Annotated in this window: 16 protein-coding genes; 10 read left to right on the top strand and 6 right to left on the bottom strand. The window is 69.7% G+C overall.

From position 1 onward, the window contains the following. On the bottom strand, window positions 1–1,207 hold a 1,207-nt coding region (locus B0W88_RS35220), incomplete at its 3' end, for a methyl-accepting chemotaxis protein (protein WP_077036671.1). A 184-nt stretch (window positions 1,208–1,391) separates the two neighbouring features. Here B0W88_RS35220 and B0W88_RS21475 point away from each other — a divergent pair. From B0W88_RS21475 to B0W88_RS21465, 3 genes are all read left to right on the top strand, one after another. Further along, window positions 1,392–2,177, top strand: coding sequence for a 3-hydroxybutyrate dehydrogenase (locus B0W88_RS21475; protein WP_077036670.1), 786 nt, complete (start codon window positions 1,392–1,394; stop codon window positions 2,175–2,177). Window positions 2,178–2,233: 56 nt separating this feature from the next. Beyond that, the gene (locus tag B0W88_RS21470) at window positions 2,234–3,364 is read left to right on the top strand and encodes a patatin-like phospholipase family protein (protein ID WP_077036674.1); all 1,131 of its coding nucleotides are present in this window, start codon (window positions 2,234–2,236) and stop codon (window positions 3,362–3,364) included. Between the two features lie 69 nt (window positions 3,365–3,433). Beyond that, window positions 3,434–4,186, top strand: coding sequence for an acetoacetate decarboxylase (locus tag B0W88_RS21465; RefSeq protein WP_077036669.1), 753 nt, complete (start codon window positions 3,434–3,436; stop codon window positions 4,184–4,186). Here the strand turns inward: B0W88_RS21465 and B0W88_RS21460 are convergent. The 5 genes from B0W88_RS21460 to B0W88_RS21440 form a co-directional block, all read right to left on the bottom strand. Next, complete coding sequence (locus B0W88_RS21460) at window positions 4,183–4,557, bottom strand: ribbon-helix-helix domain-containing protein (RefSeq protein WP_077036668.1); 375 nt, start codon at window positions 4,555–4,557, stop codon at window positions 4,183–4,185. The two genes, B0W88_RS21465 and B0W88_RS21460, sit on opposite strands and share 4 nt — an antisense overlap. A gap of 29 nt (window positions 4,558–4,586) precedes the next feature. Continuing rightward, window positions 4,587–5,165: a DJ-1/PfpI family protein gene (locus tag B0W88_RS21455; protein ID WP_077036667.1), complete on the bottom strand. Its 579-nt coding sequence runs from the start codon at window positions 5,163–5,165 to the stop codon at window positions 4,587–4,589. Between the two features lie 98 nt (window positions 5,166–5,263). Further along, complete coding sequence (locus B0W88_RS21450) at window positions 5,264–5,809, bottom strand: hypothetical protein (protein WP_198937899.1); 546 nt, start codon at window positions 5,807–5,809, stop codon at window positions 5,264–5,266. Window positions 5,810–5,860: 51 nt separating this feature from the next. Beyond that, a complete protein-coding gene (locus B0W88_RS21445; protein ID WP_233151795.1) occupies window positions 5,861–8,014 on the bottom strand; it encodes a M3 family metallopeptidase in 2,154 nt (717 codons plus the stop codon). Beyond that, a complete protein-coding gene (locus B0W88_RS21440) occupies window positions 8,014–10,155 on the bottom strand; it encodes a M3 family metallopeptidase (protein WP_198937898.1) in 2,142 nt (713 codons plus the stop codon). Before B0W88_RS21440 ends, B0W88_RS21445 begins: the two co-directional genes overlap by 1 nt. Before the next feature lie 127 nt (window positions 10,156–10,282). Between B0W88_RS21440 and B0W88_RS21435 the strand changes: the two genes are divergently transcribed. From B0W88_RS21435 to B0W88_RS21405, 7 genes are all read left to right on the top strand, one after another. Then, window positions 10,283–10,624 (top strand): VanZ family protein, encoded by a 342-nt coding sequence (locus B0W88_RS21435; protein ID WP_077036665.1) that lies wholly within the window; start codon window positions 10,283–10,285, stop codon window positions 10,622–10,624. Between the two features lie 53 nt (window positions 10,625–10,677). Beyond that, window positions 10,678–11,574: a hypothetical protein gene (locus B0W88_RS21430; RefSeq protein ID WP_077036664.1), complete on the top strand. Its 897-nt coding sequence runs from the start codon at window positions 10,678–10,680 to the stop codon at window positions 11,572–11,574. Between the two features lie 71 nt (window positions 11,575–11,645). Then, complete coding sequence (gene egtB, locus B0W88_RS21425) at window positions 11,646–12,836, top strand: ergothioneine biosynthesis protein EgtB (RefSeq protein WP_077036663.1); 1,191 nt, start codon at window positions 11,646–11,648, stop codon at window positions 12,834–12,836. Continuing rightward, window positions 12,833–13,774 (top strand): L-histidine N(alpha)-methyltransferase, encoded by a 942-nt coding sequence (egtD, locus tag B0W88_RS21420; RefSeq protein WP_083748957.1) that lies wholly within the window; start codon window positions 12,833–12,835, stop codon window positions 13,772–13,774. Before egtB ends, egtD begins: the two co-directional genes overlap by 4 nt. A gap of 96 nt (window positions 13,775–13,870) precedes the next feature. Beyond that, window positions 13,871–14,338 (top strand): FecR domain-containing protein, encoded by a 468-nt coding sequence (locus B0W88_RS21415; protein WP_077036661.1) that lies wholly within the window; start codon window positions 13,871–13,873, stop codon window positions 14,336–14,338. After that, entirely contained in the window at window positions 14,335–14,928 is a 594-nt protein-coding gene (locus B0W88_RS21410; RefSeq protein WP_077036660.1) for an OmpA family protein, read from the top strand. Before B0W88_RS21415 ends, B0W88_RS21410 begins: the two co-directional genes overlap by 4 nt. After that, a partial coding sequence (locus tag B0W88_RS21405; protein ID WP_158080907.1) for a CHASE2 domain-containing protein occupies window positions 14,906–15,704 on the top strand: 799 nt, incomplete at its 3' end. The genes B0W88_RS21410 and B0W88_RS21405, both read left to right, overlap by 23 nt.

The raw sequence follows: 15,704 nt of genomic DNA, 5'->3' as shown, positions 1-15,704 counted from the left end.
GCGTGCGCACCTCGGCGGCCACGACCGCGAAGCCCCGCCCCTGCTCGCCCGCCCGCGCGGCCTCGACGGCGGCATTGAGCGCGAGGATGTTGGTCTGGAAGGCGATGCCCTCGATCACGCTGATGATGTCGGTGACGCGGCGCGAGGCCTGGCTGATCGCGCCCATCGTGTCCACCACCTGGGCCACCACCGTGCCGCCGCGGCTCGCCACCTCGGAGGCCGAGGCCGCGAGCTGGCTGGCCTGGGCCGCGTTGTCGGCGTTCTGGCGCACTGTGCCGGTCAGCTGCTCCATCGTCGCCGCCGTCTGCTGCAGCGCGCTGGCCTGCTGCTCGGTGCGGCTGGAGAGGTCGGTCGTGCCGGTGGCGATCTCCACCGAGGCGGTGCTCATCGTGTCGGTGCCCTCGCGCACCTCGCTGACGATGCGCTCCAGGCTGCCGTTCATGTCGCGCAGCGCGGCCAGCAGCTGGCCGGTCTCGTCCTCGCCCAGGCGCGTGTCGTCGAAGCGGCCGGTCAGGTCGCCGTCGGCCACGCGGCGCGCGGCGGTCACCGCATGGGCCAGCGGCCGCGTGATGCCCAGGCTGATCCGCCAGGCCACCAGCGCCCCGATGCCGATGACGACCACCGCCAGCGCGATCAGCATCGTGCGGCTGCGCGCGGCGATCGCATCGATCTCCTGCGCGGTCGAGTCGATCACCTTGCGCTGGTAGTCCAGCAGTGCCTGCATCAGCCGCTCGTAGTCGCGCGCGGCCGGCACGAAGGCCTGGTCCAGCTGCTTCAGCGCCTCGTCGTCCTTGCCGTCGGCCTTCAGCTTGGTGATCGCATCGCGCGCCGCCACGTAGCGCTTGCGGGTCTGGGCCAGTTCGTCGAAGAGGCGCTTCTCGTCGGGCTCGGTGATCAGCGCATCGATCTTCTCGGCCAGCGCCTGCGAGCTCTTGGTGGACGCCGCCGCATCCTCGGCGAAGAACTTCACCAGCGAGGCATCGCTGCTCCTGGCGATGGCCGAGGTGCGGCGGATGCCCGAGTAGACGTTGCGGTACCAGTCCGACAGCATCCGCTCCTTCGCGAGCGGCTGGGCCATCATCTCGCGGGTATGGGCGGCCACGTCCTGCAGCCGCACGATGCCGATCACGGTGGCCAGCGCGAGGCAGGCCAGCACCGCACCGAACCCCAGGGTGAGCTTGCGCCCGATGGTCAACGACGAAGCCATGTGGGTCTCCTGTAGCCCGGCTTCTCAGGGAGCCGGTGCGGCAAGCATAACCATCGAATTCGACGGATGGTGAATCCGGCCACCCGGGCCGGCGCGGAATTTGCGTGATGCCCCCAGATACCAGAGCGACACAAAGTTCTGCCAGCATCGGTCCGATCGATCACCGTCAGAAGGAGTCCCGCACATGCCCCAGCTTCAAGACAAAGTCGCCTTCGTCACCGGCGCCGCCAGCGGCATCGGCAAGGAAATCGCCACGCTCTACGCCCAGGAAGGCGCCAAGATCGTCATCGCCGACCTGAACCAGGCCGCGGCCGAGGCCACCGCCAGGGAACTCTCGCCCGATGGCTCGCGGGCCATCGGCGTGGCCGTCGACGTGACCGACGAGGGTCAGGTCAATGCCGCCGTCGAACGCACCGTCGCCGTGTTCGGCGGCGTGGACATCCTCGTCAGCAACGCCGGCATCCAGATCGTCCATCCGGTCGAGGAATTCGCCTTCGCCGACTGGAAGAAGCTGCTGGCCATCCACCTCGATGGCGCCTTCCTCACCACCAAGGCCTGCCTGAAGCACATGTACGCGCAAGGGCGCGGCGGCAGCATCATCTACATGGGCTCCGTGCACTCGAAGGAGGCCTCGGTGCTGAAGGCGCCCTACGTCACCGCCAAGCACGGCCTGATCGGCCTGGCGAAGACGGTTGCCAAGGAAGGCGGCACGAAGGGCGTGCGCGCCAACGTGATCTGCCCCGGCTTCGTGCGCACGCCGCTGGTGGAGAAGCAGATCCCCGAGCAGGCCAAGACGCTGGGCATCAGCGAGGAGGACGTGGTGAAGAAGGTGATGCTCAAGGAGACGGTGGACGGCGAGTTCACCACCACCGAGGACGTCGCCCGCGTGGCCTTGCTGTTCGCGGCCTTCCCGAGCAATGCGCTGACCGGCCAGTCGCTGATCGTCAGCCACGGATGGAACATGCAGTGAGCCAGCGGCGGGCGAAGACCTCGGCACAGGCGCCGGCGGCGCGGCCCTGCGTGAACATGCTGACCCATGCGCGCAAGGCGCTGGTGCTGCAGGGCGGCGGCGCGCTGGGCTCCTACCAGGCCGGCGTCTACGAGGCGCTGAGCCGCGCCGGCCAGCAGCCGGACTGGGTGGCCGGCGTGTCCATCGGCGCGATCAATGCGGCGCTGATCGCCGGCAATGCGCCGGGCCGGCGCGTGCAGCGGCTGCGCGAGTTCTGGGAGCTGGTCTCCAGCGCGCCGGCGCAGCGCCTGCCGGTGTGGTTCGGCGACCGCGCGCTGCAGAACCAGTGGAGCGCGAATGCCGCCGCGCTGGTGGGCATCCCCGGCTTCTTCCGCCCGCGGGTCTCGCCGCTGGCGCTGCTGGGCGCGGCCGCGCCGCAGACCAGCTGGTACGACACCGCGCCGCTGCGCGAGACGCTGGAACGGCTGGTGGACTTCGACCGGCTGAACGACGCCCGCCACGGCCTGCGGCTGAGCGTGGGCGCGGTGGACGTGGCCAGCGGCGACGCCAAGGTCTTCGACAACGGCAGCACCCGCATCGGCCCCGAGCACATCATGGCCAGCGGCGCGCTGCCGCCGGGCTTCCCGCCGGTGCCGGTGGACGAGCGGCTCTACTGGGACGGCGGCCTCGTCTCCAACACCCCGCTGCAGTTCGTGCTCGACGCGCAGCCCCACACCGAGGCGCTGCTCGTCTGGCAGGTGGACCTGTTCAGCGCGGCCGGCCCGCTGCCGACGACGATGTCCGAGGTGATGGAGCGCCAGAAGGACATCACCTATTCCAGCCGCACGCGCCGCAACACCGACGCGCTGGCCGCCAACCTGAACCTGCAGCAGGCCATCGCCGACCTGATCGACAAGCTGCCGCCCGCGCTGCGCGACGACCCCAGCGTGGCCGCCGTGCAGGCGCAGCTCACGCACGCACCGATCGACATCTTCCACCTGATCTACCGCGACAAGCCCTACGAGACCGAGTCGAAGGACTACGAGTTCTCGCGCGCCACCGTGGACGAGCACTGGGCCGCGGGGCTGCGCGACATGGAGCAGACGCTGGCGCATCCGGAGGCGCTGAGGAGCGAGGTGCAGACGAACGGGGTGACGACCTTCGACCTGGCGGACCCGGGGAATCAGCGGGTGGAGCGGCCGATCTAGTTCATACGCCCGAGCCGGGCCTTGGCAAGCCGGCATCGCTCATTGATTTGCCAGAGGAGCAGCCTGACGATGAAGATCGAAGATGTGCGCAAGGCCTACGCGATGCCGGCCACCAGCCCGGCCTTCCCGCCCGGGCCGTACCGCTTCGTCAACCGCGAGTTCGTGATCATCACCTACCGCACCGACATGGACGCGCTGCGCGCCGTCGTCCCCGAGCCGCTGGAAGTCGTCGAGCCGCTGGTGAAGTACGAATTCATCCGCATGCCCGACTCCACCGGCTTCGGCGACTACACCGAATCGGGCCAGGTGATCCCGGTGCAGCTGCGCCGGCCGGACGGCAGCACCGAGACAGGCGCCTACGTGCACGCGATGTACCTGAACGACCATCCGCCGATCGCCGGCGGGCGCGAGTTGTGGGGCTTCCCGAAGAAGCTCGCCTCGCCCACGCTGGACTACGAGGTCGACACCATCGTCGGCACGCTGGACTACGGCAAGGTCCGCATCGCCACGGCCACGATGGGGTTCAAGCACCGCACGCTGGAGACCGCACCGCTGCTGGCGGGCCTGGCGCAGCCGAACTTCCTGCTCAAGGTCATCCCGCACGTGGACGGCACGCCGCGCATCTGCGAGCTGGTGCGCTACCACATGGTCGACATCCAGATGAAGGGCGCCTGGACCGGCCCGGCCGCGCTGGAGCTGCATCCGCACGCGCTCGCGCCGGTGGCGGACCTGCCGGTGCTGAAGGTCGAGTCCGCGGTGCACTACATCGCGGACATGACGCTGGCGCTGGGCACCGTCGAGCTCGACTACCTCGCAGCCTAGACGGTCACGCGCGGCGCCGCTCGCGCCCAGCCCGGCGGCAGGGCGTGAAGCACGGCCCGCGCATCCAGCGATCGGATCGGCACCGCCGTATCCGCCGGGATACGGCCCTGCGCCAGCATCGCCTCGTAGCGCAGCGCGCTGACGCGCAGGAAGGAGGCGAAGTTGCCGACGCCGCCACGCGCCGCCACCAGCTCGTCGTAGAGCTTCTCGATCAGCTGCACGACGCCCATGCCGTCGCGTTCGGCGATCTCCTCCAGCACCTGCCAGAACAGGTTCTCCAGCCGGATGCTGGTGACCACGCCGTGCAGGCGCACCGAGCGGGTGCGGCTCTCGTAGCTTTGCGGGTCGGCGCTGATGAACACTTCGCACATGGGCCTGCCTCCTCGACGCGATCAGTCAATCAGTGCTCGATGCGGGTTCCGAGCACCGTCAGGAACTGGCCGATCCAGGCGGGATGCGCCGGCCACGCCGGCGCCGTCACCAGCTTGCCGTCGGTGACCGCCTGGTCGACCGCGATGCCCACGTATTCTGCGCCGGCCAGTTCCACCTCCACCTGGCAGGCCGGATAGGCCGACACGCGCCTGCCCTTGATCAGCCCGGTGGCCGCCAGCAGCTGCGCGCCGTGGCAGATCGCCGCGACCGGCTTGTCGGCGGCGAGGAAGTGCTTCGTGATCTCGAGCACGCGGGCATTCATCCGCAGGTACTCGGGCGCGCGGCCGCCGGGCACGACCAGCGCGTCGTAGCTCTCGGGCTTCACATCAGCGAAATTGGCGTTCAGCGTGAAGCGGTGGCCGGGCTTCTCGCTGTAGGTCTGGGCGCCCTCGAAGTCGTGGATCGCCGTATGCACCCAGTCGCCGGCCTTCTTGTCAGGCGCCACCGCATGCACCGTGTGCCCCACCGCCAGCAGGGCCTGGAAGGGCACCATCGTCTCGTAGTCCTCGCCGTAGTCGCCGCAGAGCATCAGGATCTTCTTGGCCATGAGCTTGTCTCCTCATCCGTTGGCTCGCACCCCGGCGGGGCGCGTTGCACGATTGTTCGGAGGAAGGCGGGCGGGGTGGTAGCAGCGGGTTGTGACGCTCAGCCGCGGGCGCGCGGCGCCGCCGGCGCCTCGCAGCGCTGCGCCAGCCCCACACCCTTCAGGAAGGCCCGCCGCACGGTCCCGGCAGCGATCGCCGCCGCCACTTCCTTGGACTCCCGCTCCGCCCCGCTGAGCTTGCGCACCCAGCCGCGGAAGGGGATCAGGCCTTCGGCCGCGCCGCGCAGCGCGCCGCCGGCGGCGTTCTCCAGTTCGCCGCCGCCGCGTTCGATCAGGCCGGGGTTGGCTGCGCTGGGCGGCGTGTCGAGGTCGGCGCCGAGCGCCGCGTCCAGCGCCACGACCTCCGCCTTTAGCGCATCGCAGCCGGCCACCGGCGGCAGCGCATAGGGCGCGGCCTTCGCGGACAGCAAGGCATCGGGGATCTTGGCGCGCACCAGGTTCAGGTCGTTGAACGGTGTCATCGCGGCCTGGGAGACCGCGGCCGTGGGGCCGGGTCTTGCCTGGCCCGTCGGTTTCTGCTCCTGCTCGGTGCTGGCGCAACCGGCGAGGGAGGCAAGAACAAGGATTGCAATGGGCAGTCGGTTCATGGGGCGCCAGCCTAGCAGGCTGACCGGCGCCCCAGAACCGAGGCTAACCCCTTACTTCGACGCAGCCGTCACCGGCTCCAGCGCCATGCCTCGCCGGTCCAGCAGCGGGCCGATCTCCGGCTCGTGGCCGACGACGCTGCGGAACAGGCCCAGCGCGTCCTCGGTGCCGCCGCGCGACAGCAGCTTGGCGCGGAACACGTCGCCGTTCTCGCGCTTGAGCCCGCCGTTGGCCTTGAACCATTCGACCGTATTGCTGTCCAGCACCTCGGCCCACAGGTAGGCGTAGTAGCCGGAGGCGTACTCGCCCATGAAGTGGCTGAAGTACGGGGTGCGATAGCGCGGCGGCACGGGCGCGTAGTCGAAGCCCGAGTCCTTCAGCAGCCGCGCCTCGCCGGCCATCACCTCGGCAGCCTTGGGCTGCTGGCCGAGCGGCAGCTGGTGCCAGCGCTGGTCCAGCACCGCGGCGCTGATGTAGGAGACGGTCGTGAAGCCCTGGTTGAACTTCTTCGCGGCGATCACCTTGTCCACCATCTCCTGGGGCATCGGCGCGCCGGTCTGCCAGTGCTTGGCGTAGTGCTGCAGCACCTGCGGCCAGCTGGCCCACATCTCGTTGACCTGCGAGGGGTACTCGACGAAGTCGCGCGGCGTGTTGGCGCCGGAGAAGGTCTGGTACTTCACGTCGGAGAAGAAGCCGTGCAGCGCATGACCGAACTCGTGGAAGGCCGTGGTCACCTCGTCCCAGGTCAGCAGCGTCGGCTGGCCGGCCGCGGGCTTGGGAATGTTCAGGTGGTTGGCCACCACGGGCATGTCGCCGAACACGTGGCTCTGGTCCACGTAGTTGTTCATCCAGGCGCCGCCGTTCTTGCTCGGGCGGGCATACATGTCGGCGATGAAGATGCCGAGCTGCTTGCCGTCGCGGTCGAACACGTCGTAGGTGAGCACGTCCTTCTGGTAGACCGGCAGGTCGGTGCGCTGCTTGAAGCTGATGCCGTAGAGCTGGTTGGCGGCGTAGAACACGCCGTTCTCCATCACGTTCTTCAGCTCCAGGTAGGGCTTGAGCTGCGACTCGTCGAAGCCGTACTTCTCGGCGCGCAGCTTCTCGGCCTCGTACTGCCAGTCCCAGGCTTCGAGCTTGAAGGCAGGCTTCTCGGTGGCGTCGATGCGGGCCTGCAGGGCCTCGCCCTCGCGGCGCGCGGCGGCCACGGCCGGGCGCGACACCTGGTCGAGGATGCGGTTGACGGCGGGCACGTTCTTCGCGGTCTCCTCCGCCAGCGAGTAGTCGCTGAAGGTGGCGTAGCCCAGCAGCGAGGCCTTCTCGGCGCGCAGCGCCAGCACGCGGGCGACCTGCGGGGTCGTGTCCTCGGCATTGCCGCGGCTGCCGCGGGCGATCGAGGCCTTGAACAGGCGCTCGCGCAGCGCGCGGTTCTTCAGCTGGGACAGCATCGGCTGGTCGGTGGTGTTCAGCAGCGCGATGCGGTACTTGCCCTTGGGCAGCTTGTGCTCCTCGGCGGCGTGGGCGGCGGCGGCGATCTGCTCGTCGGTCAGGCCGTCCAGCTCCTCGCGGCTGTCGACGACGATGGCTGACGCGTCGACCTCGGCCAGCACCCGCTTGGTGAACTCGGTTTCCAGCCTGGCCAGCTCGCCGTTGATCGCCACCATGCGCTTCTTCTGCGCGGCGCTCAGCTTGACCCCGGCGCGCAGCATGTCGCGGTGCCAGCGCTCCAGCAGGTGCAGGCTCTCGGCATCGAGGCCCAGCTGCTCGCGCTTCTCGAAGAGCGCATCCACACGGGCGAACACGCGGGCATTGGTGTTGATCGCGTCGTTGTGGGCCGCCAGCTTCTCGGCGTAGTCGGCCGCCACCTTCTGGCGCGCCGGGTTGGAATCGGCACCCAGCAGGTTGAAGAAGACCAGGCCGGCGCGGTGCAGCGTCTGGCCGGATTTCTCCAGCGCCAGCACCGTGTTGTCGAAGGTGGGCGCGGCCTTGCTGGACGCGATCGCCTCGACCTCGCGGCGCTGCTCGGCGATGCCCTTGTCGAAGGCGGGGCCGAAGTCGCTGTCGCGGATCTTGTCGAACTGCGGGTAGTGCAGCGGCAGCGGGCTGGGCTTGAGCAGCGGGTTCTCGTGCACCGCCGCCAGCGCGGGCACGGCCAGCATCGCCGCCGTGGCCAGGATCGAAATCTTGTTCTTCATCGGGATCGTCATCATCACTTGTTGTTCGTCAGCACCATGCCGCGGCGCTCCAGCAGCGGCGCGATGTCGGGCTCGTGGCCGACCAGCTTGCCGAACATCTCCATCGCGTCCTCGCTGCCGCCGCGCGACAGCAGCTTGGCGCGGAAGGTGTCGCCGTTGGCGCGCTTCAGGCCGCCCTGGGACTTGAACCATTCGACGGTGTCGGCGTCCAGCACCTCGGCCCAGATGTAGCCGTAGTAGCCGGCCGCGTAGCCGCTCATCACGTGGCTGAAGTAGGGCGTGCGATAGCGCGGCCAGACGGCCTCGTAGTCATAGCCTTCCTCCTTCAGCACCTTGGCCTCGAAGGCCATGGCCTGCTCGCCCGTCGGCACCTGGCCGGCGGCGATCTGGTGCCAGCGCTGGTCCAGCATCGAGGCGCTGAGGTACTCGGTGGTCATGAAGCCCTGGTTGAACTTCTTGCCCGCCATCACCTTGTCCAGCAGCGCCTGCGGCATCGCCTCGCCGGTCTGGTAGTGCTTGGCGTAATGGCTCAGCACCTGCGGCCAGGTGGCCCACATCTCGTTGACCTGCGAGGGGTACTCGACATAGTCGCGCGGCACCGCGGTGCCGGCCTGGCTCGGGTAGCGCACGTTGGAGAACATGCCGTGCAGCGCATGGCCGAACTCGTGGAAGGCCGTGTTCACCTCGTCCCAGGTCAGCAGCGTGGGCTTGCCTTCGGGCGGCTTGGGGATGTTCAGGTGGTTGGCCACCACCGGCAGCTCGCCCAGCAGCGCGCTCTGGCTCACGTAGGCGTTCATCCAGGCGCCGCCGCGCTTGCTCGGGCGGGCGTACATGTCGGCGATGAAGATCGCGAGCTGCGTGCCGTCGGCGTTGAAGACGTCGTAGACCTTGATGTCCGGGTGGTACAGCGGCAGGTCGGTACGGCGCTTGAACGTGAGGCCGTAGAGCTGGTTGGCGGCGTAGAACACGCCGTTCTCCAGCACGTTGTTCAGCTCGAGGTAGGGCTTCAGCTGCGACTCGTCGAAGCCGAACTTGGCGGCACGCACCTTCTCGCTGTAGAAGGCCCAGTCCCAGGCGGCGAGCTTGAAGGCCGGGGCCTTCTTGGCGGCCTGCTCGGCATCGATCAGCTTCTGCATCTCGGCGCCCTCGCGGCGCGCGGTGGCCACGGCGGCTGGAGCCAGCTGGCGCAGCAGCTTGTTGACCGCTTCCTTGTTCTTCGCGGTCTGGTCGCTCAGCGCGAAGTCGGCGTAGGTGGCAAAGCCCAGCAGCTGGGCGCGCTCGGCCCGCAACGCCATCGTGCGGGCGACGATGCCGGTCGTGTCGTGCGCGTTGCCGCGGCTGCCGCGGGCGATCGAGGCCTTGAAGATGCGCTCGCGCAACGCCCGGTTCTCCAGCTGCGCCAGCGGCGGCTGGCCGGTGGTGTTGAGCAGCGCGATCAGGTACTTGCCTTCGGGCAGGCCGCGGGCCTTGGCAGCGGCGGCTGCGCCGGCGATCTGCTCGTCGCTGAAGCCGGCCAACTCGGCCTTGCTGTCGACGACGACGGCCGAGTCGTTCACCTCGGCCAGCACCTCGGTCGTGAACTTGGCGGACAGGCCGGCCAGTTCGGCGTTGATCGCCTTCATCCGCTCCTTCTGCGCCGCGTTCAGCTGGGCGCCGGCGCGCACGAAGTTCAGGCGGTAGCGCTCGATCAGGCGCACCGCGTCGGGCTGCAGGCCCAGCTTGTCGCGCTGCTGGTAGAGCGAGTCGATACGGGCGAACAGCTTGTCGTTCAGGCTGATCGCGTCGCGGTGGGCGGCCAGCTTGGCGGCGTAGTCGCTCTGCACCTTCTGGCGGGCCGGGTTGGAATCGGCGCCCAGCAGGCTGAACAGCACGGTGCTCGCGCGGCTCAGCACCTGGCCGGACTTCTCCAGCGCGACGATGGTGTTGTCGAAGCTCGGCGCGGCCGGGTTCTCGGCGATCACCTTCACCTCGGCCAGTTGCTCGGCCATGCCCTGGTCCAGCGCCGGCGCGAAGTCCGTGTCCTGGATCTTGTCGAACTGCGGGTAGTGCAGCGCGAGCGGGCTGGGCTTGAGGAAGGGGTTCTCGTGGGATTGAGCCAGGGTATGGCCCGTGGGCAGCGCCAGCGCGGCGGCCAGCAGCAGGGATTTCTTCATCATCGCGTTGATGTGCTCGATTTGAAAGGGCGCAAGGGTAGCCGACGCCCGCGCTGCCGGCCATTCGTCATCACCGCAGCGTCGCGTCATGGGCGCAATGCGCCCAAATCCGCAGCCGACAATGCCGCCCATGAAACAGCTGCGCGCCCTGCCCTTCCTCGTCCTGCTGGCCGTGATCACCTGGCTGGCGCTGATTCCTGCGCCCCCGCCCCAGGCCGACCTGGGCTGGGACAAGGCCAACCATTTCAGCGCCTTCGCCGCGCTGGTGCTCAGCGGGCGTTGGGCCTGGCCGCAGCGGCGGGCATGGCCTTTGGCACTGGCACTGCTGGTCTACGGCGGCATGATCGAGCTGATCCAGACGCAGCTGCCGCCACGGGAGGGCGACTGGCGCGACCTGCTGGCCGACGCCATCGGCATCGCGATCGGGTTGCTGCTGTGCAAAGCGCTGAAACGCTGGTTCGAAGCTGCGTAACATCCCGAACCGAGAAAGAGAACGTTGGTCATTCAGGAGAGGAGACCGGACCGATGCGCCGACTTGCCACCACTGCCCTGCTGTCCCTGAGCCTCGCGGCCGCCGCGGTCGCTGTCCACGCCCAGGCGCCCGCGGTCGTCAAGCCGCAGGTCGTGGCCCTGGTGGCCGCCGTCGGCGACCAGATCGACGTCGTGCGCCAGCGCGAGAGCGTGGGCAGCAACCGCGAGCCCTTCAGCCGCAAGACCATGGCCGTCAACGGGCAGGCGCTGAACCTGGCCGTGCTCAAGGGCCTGGACCGCGCCGTCGCCGAGGGCGAGCCGCAATCGACCCGCGTGATGCTGGCCTGGAGCTCCCCGCCGGAGCTGGCCGACCGGCTGATGAAGGTCTCCGGCGCCGAGCGCGAGGCCCTGGTGCTGGAGGCGCTGAAGTCCTACCTGAAGAACGTGCCCGAGCGCGCCAACTGGGACCGCATCGAGGCGGTCGTGCCCAGCTACTTCTACGAGAGCGTCAAGGGCCTGGGCCGCAAGCTTTCCGGCGTGGGCTTCTACGTCCAGCCGCTGAAGAACAATAAGGTGGTGATGAACGAGAACGGCAATATCGAGATGGACGCCGTCTCCGACAAGCGCGCCGACCTGCGCACCGTCGACCCCAACACCGGCAATATCGGCTATTCCGACGTCTACATCGCGCCCTACCTCTACATCCAGCGCGTCACCTTCGACGCCAAGACGCTGGAAGTGACCGGCCGCCAGCGCATGTTCGGCAGCACCAAGTACGCCGACCCGACCGCCACGCAGATCGACGTGGGCGACCAGATCCCGCTCAACGTGATGACGGCCAAGCTGCTGGACGTGGTCGAACGCTCGGCCTACGGCTCGGTCCGTGGCGAGAGCACCGTGACCGTCACGACGCCCCAGGAAGTACCCTCCGCGGCCAGCGCGCCACGCTAACTTCCAGTTTCAGCGCAGGTCGCGGCGCCTGCTGACAAACGCGTGTCGGCAATTTCCGCTACCGTTGGCGCATGGATGCCAACCGCTACCGCGCCGTACGGGCGCACACCGAGGCCCTGGCGGCGCCGCTGTCGGCCGAAGACCAGTCCCTGCAGTCGATGCCCGACGCCAGCCCGGCGAAGTGGCACCAGGCCCACACGACCTGGTTCTTCGAGACCCTGCTGCTGATCCCGCGGCTGAGCGGCTACCGGCCGTTCAACCCGCGCTTCCAGTACCTGTTCAACTCCTACTACGAGGCGCTGGGCCCGCGCCACCCGCGGCCGCAGCGCGGGCTGCTGAGCCGGCCCGGGCTGGACGAAGTGCTGGCCTACCGCCGCCATGTGGACGCGGCGATGCAGGACCTGCTGGGAAGCGCCGAGGCCAGGCAAGACCTGACCCTCGCCTCCATGGTGGAGCTGGGCCTGCAGCATGAGCAGCAGCACCAGGAGCTGCTGCTGACCGACATCCTGCACGCCTTCTCCTGCAACCCGCTGCTGCCGGCCTACCGGACCGAGGCGCCGCGGCCGGGCGTCGAGAAGCCGCTGCGCTGGCTGGCGCACGGCGGCGGCGAGGCCCAGGTCGGCCATGCGGGCGCCGGCTTCGCCTTCGACAACGAAGGCCCTCGCCACACGGTCCTGCTGCAGCCCTTCGAGATCGCCGAGCGGTTGGTGAGCTGCGGCGACTTCGCCGACTTCATCGCCGACGGCGGCTACCGGCGGCCGGGCCTGTGGCTGTCCGACGGCTGGGCGCTGGCCCAGGCGCAGGGCTGGCAGCATCCGGCCTACTGGCTCGCGCCCGGCGACCCGCGCGCGCCTTCCGAGCAGTGGCAGGTCTTCGGCCTGCACGGCGTGCAGCCGCTGGACCCGTCCGCCCCGGTCACCCAGCTGAGCTTCTACGAGGCCGCCGCCTATGCCGAGTGGGCCGGCGCCCGGCTGCCCACCGAGTTCGAGTGGGAGGCGGCATGCGCCTTGCCGGATTTCGCCCCATGCAGCGACCAGGCCTGGCAGTGGACCCGTTCCGCCTATCACCCCTATCCCGGCTTCAAGCCGATGGCGGGTGCCGTGGGCGAGTACAACGGCAAGTTCATGGTCGGCCAGTTGGTGCTGCGCGGCGGCAGCCTCGCCACCCCGCCGGGCCATGCGCGACCCAGCTATCGCAACTTCTTCCCGCCGGCCGCGCGCTGGCAGTTCAGCGGCCTCCGGCTTGCAAGGGAAATCCAATGAATATGCCGATATCCGCCCGCCAGCAGTTCGCCGCCGATCTCCACGCCGCGCTGAGCCGCCGCCCTCGCAGCATCTCGCCCAAGTACTTCTACGACGAGATCGGCTCGCACCTGTTCGAGCAGATCTGCGAGCTGCCCGAGTACTACCCGACCCGCACCGAGCTCGCGCTGCTGCAGCGCCATGCCCGCGAGATGGCCGACTGCATCGGCCCGCGCGCCCAGCTGGTCGAGTACGGCGCCGGCGCGCTGCGCAAGGTGCGTCTGCTGCTGGACAAGCTTGAGCGGCCCCATTCCTTCGTGCCGGTGGACATCTCCGGCACCCACCTGCTGGCCGCCTGCGCGGAGCTGGCGCAGGATCACCCGGCGCTGGCGATCACCCCGGTGGTGGCCGACTTCACCCAGCCGCACGACCTGCCGGCACGCCCGGCGGACGGCCGCCGCGTCGGCTTCTTCCCCGGCTCCAGCATCGGCAACTTCACGCCCGCGGAGGCGCAGGACTTCCTCGCCATGGCGGCGCAGGAGCTGCGCGGCGGCGGGCTGCTGATCGGCATCGACCTGGTCAAGGACCCGGCGGTGCTGCATGCGGCCTACAACGACGCCGCCGGCGTCACCGCCGCCTTCAACCTGAACCTGCTCGAACGCGCGCGCCGCGAGCTGGGCGCCGAGTTCGAGCCCGACGGTTTCAGCCACAGCGCCTTCTACAACGCGCCGCAGCAGCGCATCGAGATGCACCTGCTGTCGCGCCGCAGGCAACACCTGACCCTCGGCGGCAGCGTCTACGAGTTCGCCGCCGGCGAGACCCTGCACACCGAGCACTCGCACAAGTACAGCATCGCCGGCTTCCAGGCGCTGGCCGCGAAGGCGGGCTTCAGCGCCGGCCCGGCCTGGACGGACGAGCGTGAATGGTTCGCACTTTTGTGGTTGCGCTCCCCCACTTGAAGGGACGGGCAGATTTACGACTAGGGAGGCACGCCGGCTGCACCTAGACTCGCTCCAGCACGTTGTTGCAGCTGTCCTTGCTGCTGGAGTCTCCCGATGCGAATCGCCGCTGTCCTGGGCGCTGTCGTCCTTGCTCTTCACCCCTTCATCACCCACGCCGCCGACGAGCCACCGATCGGCCGCGTCAAGCGTGTCACCGGCACCGTGCTGCTGGACCGCGCCGGCAAGACCCTGCCGGTCACGCCGGGCATGCCGCTGCAAACCGGCGACCGCATCCGCACCGGCGCGGACGGCCTGGTCGGCGTCACCCTCGCCGACGACACCCTGCTCAGCGCCGGCAAGGGCAGCCGGCTGCTGATCAACGAGTTCCGCTTCGACACCCGCACCCACGAGGGCGGCATGCTGGCCACCCTCTCGCAGGGCAGCCTGCATGTCGTGACCGGGCTGATCGCGAAGAAGGCGCCCGAGAAGGTCAACTTCAGGACACCCAGCACCGTGCTGGGCGTGCGCGGCACCGACTTCATCGTCGAGGTCCCGGCCGGCGCCGCCGAGGCCGCGCTGTGAGGGCGCTGGCAGCGGTACTCCTGCTGCTGCTCCTGCAGGCCTGCTGCGCGCCGCGCGAGCGCGTGATCCTGCTGCCCGGCAGCGAGGGCCGCGCCACCGGCGCCCTGCTGGTGCAGCGCGGCGCGCAGCAGCTGCGCCTGCACGAGCCCTATGCCCAGTCCCTGGCGCCACGCGGCACGGCCACGCTGCAGCCAGGCTCCAGCTCGGCCGAGACGGTGCAGCGCGACTTCCGCAGCCTGCTGGACATCCAGCCGCCGATGGCCCGCTCCTTCATCGTCAACTTCCTCGCCAACGCCAACACCCTGACGCCCGAGACCCTGCCGGTGCTGGACCAGGTGCGCGAGTCGCTGGCCGCGCAGCCGGCCGGCGAACTGGTCGTGATCGGCCATACCGACAACGTCGGCAGCGACGATGCCAACGACCAGCTCGCGCTGGACCGCGCCACCGTGGTGGCGGATCAACTGGTCGCCCGGGGCGTGGCGCGCGAGCGCATCAGCGTGCAGGCCCGCGGCATGCGCGAGCCCCTCGTGCAGGTGCCGCCGCAGACCGCTGAAGCCCGCAACCGCCGTGTCGAAATCAAGCTTCGCTGAGAAGCTGCTGCGCTGGGTCCTGCCGCTGCTGCTGACCGCGGCGCTGCTGGGCCACGCCACCGGCCACCGGGAGCTGCCGGGCCTGGCCGCGATCGAGCGCCAGCTGTTCGACCTGCGCCTGCGCCTGACCGCGCCGGACGAGCGCGACCATCGCATCGTCATCGTCGACATCGACGAGCGCTCGCTGGCCGCCCTCGGCCGCTGGCCCTGGAAGCGCAGCCAGCTGGCCGAGCTGCTCGACGCGATGTTCGTGCGCGAGGGCGCGCTGCTGGCCGGCGTGGACATGATCCTGGCCGAGCCCGACGACAGCTCGGGCCTGGCCAGCCTCGAGACGCTGGCGCGCGGGCCCCTCTCCGACGACGCCGCCTTCGCCACCCAGCTCGAGCGCCTGCGCCCCGCGCTGGACCACGACGGCCGCCTGGCCGAGGTGCTGGGCCGGCATCCGGTCGTGCTGGGCTTCCACGGCTCCAATGCGGAAGGCACCGTCGCCAGCGGCGAGCTGCCCGCCCCGCTGGCCAGCGTCGATGAGTTCGGCACAGCGCAGGCCGCCGCCCTGCCGCACTGGCGCGGCTATGGCGCCAACCTGCCGCGGCTGCAGCAGGCCGCCTCCGGCGCCGGCTTTCTCAACGTGCCCCACGATGCCGACGGCATCGCCCGCCGCGCGCCGCTGCTCTCGGTGATCGACGGCCAGCTCCACGCCTCGCTGCCGCTGGTGCTGATGCAGACGCTGGCCGGCGGCAACGGCGTGCAGGCCCGCACGGCCGCCGGCGCGGCAG

The sequence above is a fragment of the Pelomonas sp. KK5 genome, from assembly GCF_001984095.1.
Lineage (GTDB): Bacteria > Pseudomonadota > Gammaproteobacteria > Burkholderiales > Burkholderiaceae_C > KK5.
The sequence above is the reverse complement of the archived record's forward strand: the minus strand, read 5'-3'. Positions and strand labels throughout refer to the sequence as shown.

Excerpts from the sequence above, each read along its gene's own strand:
- B0W88_RS21475 (WP_077036670.1), top strand. The coding sequence starts at position 1,392 with ATGCCCCAGCTTCAAGACAAAGTCGCCTTCGTCACCGGCGCCGCCAGC.
- B0W88_RS21470 (WP_077036674.1), top strand. The coding sequence starts at position 2,234 with ATGCTGACCCATGCGCGCAAGGCGCTGGTGCTGCAGGGCGGCGGCGCG.
- B0W88_RS21465 (WP_077036669.1), top strand. The coding sequence starts at position 3,434 with ATGAAGATCGAAGATGTGCGCAAGGCCTACGCGATGCCGGCCACCAGC.
- B0W88_RS21460 (WP_077036668.1), bottom strand. The coding sequence starts at position 4,557 with ATGTGCGAAGTGTTCATCAGCGCCGACCCGCAAAGCTACGAGAGCCGC.
- B0W88_RS21455 (WP_077036667.1), bottom strand. The coding sequence starts at position 5,165 with ATGGCCAAGAAGATCCTGATGCTCTGCGGCGACTACGGCGAGGACTAC.
- B0W88_RS21450 (WP_198937899.1), bottom strand. The coding sequence starts at position 5,809 with ATGAACCGACTGCCCATTGCAATCCTTGTTCTTGCCTCCCTCGCCGGT.
- B0W88_RS21445 (WP_233151795.1), bottom strand. The coding sequence starts at position 8,014 with ATGATGACGATCCCGATGAAGAACAAGATTTCGATCCTGGCCACGGCG.
- B0W88_RS21440 (WP_198937898.1), bottom strand. The coding sequence starts at position 10,155 with ATGATGAAGAAATCCCTGCTGCTGGCCGCCGCGCTGGCGCTGCCCACG.
- B0W88_RS21435 (WP_077036665.1), top strand. The coding sequence starts at position 10,283 with ATGAAACAGCTGCGCGCCCTGCCCTTCCTCGTCCTGCTGGCCGTGATC.
- B0W88_RS21430 (WP_077036664.1), top strand. The coding sequence starts at position 10,678 with ATGCGCCGACTTGCCACCACTGCCCTGCTGTCCCTGAGCCTCGCGGCC.
- egtB (WP_077036663.1), top strand. The coding sequence starts at position 11,646 with ATGGATGCCAACCGCTACCGCGCCGTACGGGCGCACACCGAGGCCCTG.
- egtD (WP_083748957.1), top strand. The coding sequence starts at position 12,833 with ATGAATATGCCGATATCCGCCCGCCAGCAGTTCGCCGCCGATCTCCAC.
- B0W88_RS21415 (WP_077036661.1), top strand. The coding sequence starts at position 13,871 with ATGCGAATCGCCGCTGTCCTGGGCGCTGTCGTCCTTGCTCTTCACCCC.